The organism is Planctomycetota bacterium, assembly GCA_016235865.1.
Classification (GTDB): Bacteria; Planctomycetota; MHYJ01; order JACQXL01; family JACQXL01; genus JACRIK01.
The window spans coordinates 41164-44325 of record JACRIK010000012.1; the positions used below are offsets into that span (position 1 = coordinate 41164).

At 45.3% G+C, this 3162-nt stretch carries 2 protein-coding genes and 1 other RNA gene; 1 reads left to right on the top strand and 2 read right to left on the bottom strand.

Annotation, left to right across the window (positions count from 1 at the left end; genetic code table 11):
* Positions 1–39 precede the first annotated feature (39 nt).
* Both rnpB and HZA49_04365 read right to left on the bottom strand, forming a co-directional pair.
* Positions 40–433, bottom strand: an RNA gene (gene rnpB / locus HZA49_04360) — RNase P RNA component class A.
* A gap of 132 nt (positions 434–565) precedes the next feature.
* Positions 566–994, bottom strand: a complete 429-nt coding sequence (locus HZA49_04365; GenBank protein ID MBI5778672.1) for a ribonuclease HI family protein — start codon at positions 992–994, stop codon at positions 566–568.
* A 77-nt stretch (positions 995–1071) separates the two neighbouring features.
* On the opposite strand from HZA49_04365, the gene mtnA reads away from it, so the two are divergent.
* Positions 1072–2226, top strand: a complete 1155-nt coding sequence (gene mtnA / locus HZA49_04370) for an S-methyl-5-thioribose-1-phosphate isomerase (protein MBI5778673.1) — start codon at positions 1072–1074, stop codon at positions 2224–2226.
* Positions 2227–3162: the final 936 nt, after the last annotated feature.

Consider the following 3162-nt stretch of genomic DNA (forward strand, 5'->3'; position numbering starts at 1 on the left):
ACTCTCTTTCTAATATAAAAATAAATACTATAACATGTTAAAGAACAGCAGGCTATAAGCCGGGTTTTGTCATGGCGCCTATGGTGCCACGGTAACCATTTATCTTGGCCCTGCATTACTGCAGGAATCAAACGACCTACCTGGGACTTAATGACCGGACCGGTCTACCCTGTTTGGTCTTGCTCCGGGTGAGGTTTTCCGTGCCCTCCCGATTACTCGGGAAGCGGTGCGCTCTTACCGCACCATTTCACCATTGCCTTTCCGACCTTTAGGGTCAGAATCAGGCTGTATATTTTCTGTGGCACTATCTCGCTCCCCGGCATAACGCCGGGGAGGGCGGTCGTTAGCCGTCACCCTGTCCTCTGGAGCCCGGACTTTCCTCCCTACCCCCCGACGTAACGTCGGGAGACAGAGCGATTACCCACCTGCTGTTTCTTAATATGACGCGCAACGCGATGCTTACACCGCGGCGCGTTATAACTCGTCTACCTCCGTTTCTTAGAACCAGTTTGAGCCTAGCGAATTACTGGCTCTTATCCCGACAGTTTTTGTCGGGATAATGCTTTTACTCATCAAATGATGCTTCTGTATTCAGCGCTTTATTAGCCAGTTTATCGGCGATTTTATTGTGTTCACGAGTAATTAGGTTTAATTTAATCTCGCCATGGGCTTTCATTAATTTCCTGGCCTCTATGGCCAAGGGGATAAGATGCTCGCTTTTAATCCGATAATCTCCGTTCATTTGGTTTACTAATAGTTCGCTGTCCGAATATATGTTAATATCAGCCGGTTTTTGCTTAAGCAACTTATTTAAATGCTTAAGCATCCTGATTAATGCCGTATATTCAGCCACGTTATTAGTGGTCTGGCCGATAAATTCACCCCTGCGGAGGATATCCTCACCTGAACTTTCCCTGATAAAAATACCCACGGCTGAAGGGCCCGGATTACCCCTTGAGGCCCCGTCAATATAGGCATCTATCTTAAGTTTCATTTTTCAATGTTATAATAAACATTTTTATCTGTCAAGAATTCTTGACAGTTGCTCGTAGTAAATAAATAAATACGTATATGCGCAAGATGATTTCTACCCTTGACTGGGTTGGCAATGAAGACGGCTATCTTAAACTGATAGACCAAACCAAACTGCCGCATAAACTTACCTACCTGAAATGCACGACTATGGAGCAGGTGGCAGATGCCATAAAGAGATTAGCGGTCCGGGGCGCGCCGGCCATCGGCGTGGCCGCGGCGTTTGGGGCGTATCTGGGCATAAGAGGTTACAATAAGTTACATAAGGTTACAGGGGGTTACAAGAGGTTACAGGAGGAATCCAATAAGGTTTATCAAATCTTGCTTTCCACTCGGCCAACTGCAGTCAACCTACGCTGGGCATTAGATAGAATAGACAACATGATTAAACAGGATTCAGCGGACAATCAGTTCAATCAGCTAAATCCTGTTGTTAAAATAATTAAAGGCGTTTATAATGAGTCCCTGAAGATTCTGAAAGAAGACCGAGAGACCTGTTATAGGATAGGACTGAATGGCGCTAAACTAATCAAGAATGGTTACCATATCCTGACCCATTGTAATGCCGGCCTGTTGGCCACAGCCGGAATCGGGACTGCGCTTGCCCCGATGTATATCGCCAAGAAGCAGGGTAGAAAATTCTCGGTTTATTCGTCAGAAACCCGGCCGGTTCTTCAAGGCGCCCGGCTGACGGTCTGGGAACTCCAGAGAAATCATATACCGGTGACCCTGATTTGTGATAATATGGTCGGGTCGTTGATGAAACAAGGTAAGATTGACCCCATTAGAACTAACGGTCGCCTACGGCGACCTACTTCTAACGGGGTAAATATAGTCATAGTTGGGGCAGACCGGATAGCCCGGAACGGCGATACGGCCAACAAGATTGGCACCTATCAGGTGGCGCTCCTGGCACATCATCATAAGATACCGTTTTATATTGCCGCGCCTATGTCCACCTTTGATAGGAACATCAGAATAGGGAAAGACATACCTATAGAATATCGTTCGCCTGAAGAAGTTACGCAGGTAAAGATGACAGATGAGAGAGGAAAGATGAGAGAAGTGCAAATAGCTCCACGCCATACCAGGGTCTACAATCCCGCGTTCGATGTGACTCCAGCGAAATACATATCTGGTTACATTACAGAAAGAGGAATCATTACAGCCAGACAGATACCCCGGCATTTCTAGAGCCAGTTGGGAACGAAGTGACTTACTGGCTCTTATCCAGCACCCCGAAAGCTTTCGGGGTGCTGGGGATGTAACTCCTGCCAAGTATATCACTGGATTCATTACAGAAACAGGCATTATTCATCGTCCATAAATTTCAGGACAAATCTATCTGACCAGAAAACATCTTCTGGGATACCTCCCCAGGTACTACATAGGGGAATGGTATATACCACCCAAGTATATGGGATATACTCCACAGGTATATGGGATATACTCCACAGGTATATGGGATATACCCCACAGGTATATAGGATATACCCCTTAGGTATATGGGATATACCCCTTAGGTATATGGGATATACCCCTCAGGTATATGGGATATGCCCCCCAGGTATATGGGATATACTCCACGGGTATATGGGATATACTCCACGGGTATATGGGATATGCCCCCCAGGTATATGGGATATACTCCACGGGTATATGGGATATGCCCCCTAGGTATATGGGATATACATCCTAAGTATATGGGATATACCCCACAGGTATATGGGATATAGCGGGGTGGTATATGGGGAGATACCCCTTATCTTTCCTATGAGAATCAATGGTTTTAGGGCAATATCCGTATAAATCCGGATAATCGGTGAAATCAGGGGTTATTTGGGGTTCGGATAAATACGGATTACCAAAAGGTAACAGGAATTACCAAAAGGTAACAGAAAAAGCGTAGAGCGTAGGGCGTAGAGCGTAGAGCGAATCAGGAAATACAAAATACTCATCCGCCACATATCTCATACAACATAATGTTAAATAAAGAGTTGTGGCATTAAAGCCACTGTCTACTGTCTACTATTTACTGTTTACCTGGCTCTTTTAGCGCCATCTGGCACGTGACTTGCATATATAAGATATAGTAGAAACAGTAAAAACGCTTAAATTAGGAGATTTGTT

Excerpts from the sequence above, each read along its gene's own strand:
- HZA49_04365 (MBI5778672.1), bottom strand. The coding sequence starts at position 994 with ATGAAACTTAAGATAGATGCCTATATTGACGGGGCCTCAAGGGGTAAT.
- mtnA (MBI5778673.1), top strand. The coding sequence starts at position 1,072 with ATGCGCAAGATGATTTCTACCCTTGACTGGGTTGGCAATGAAGACGGC.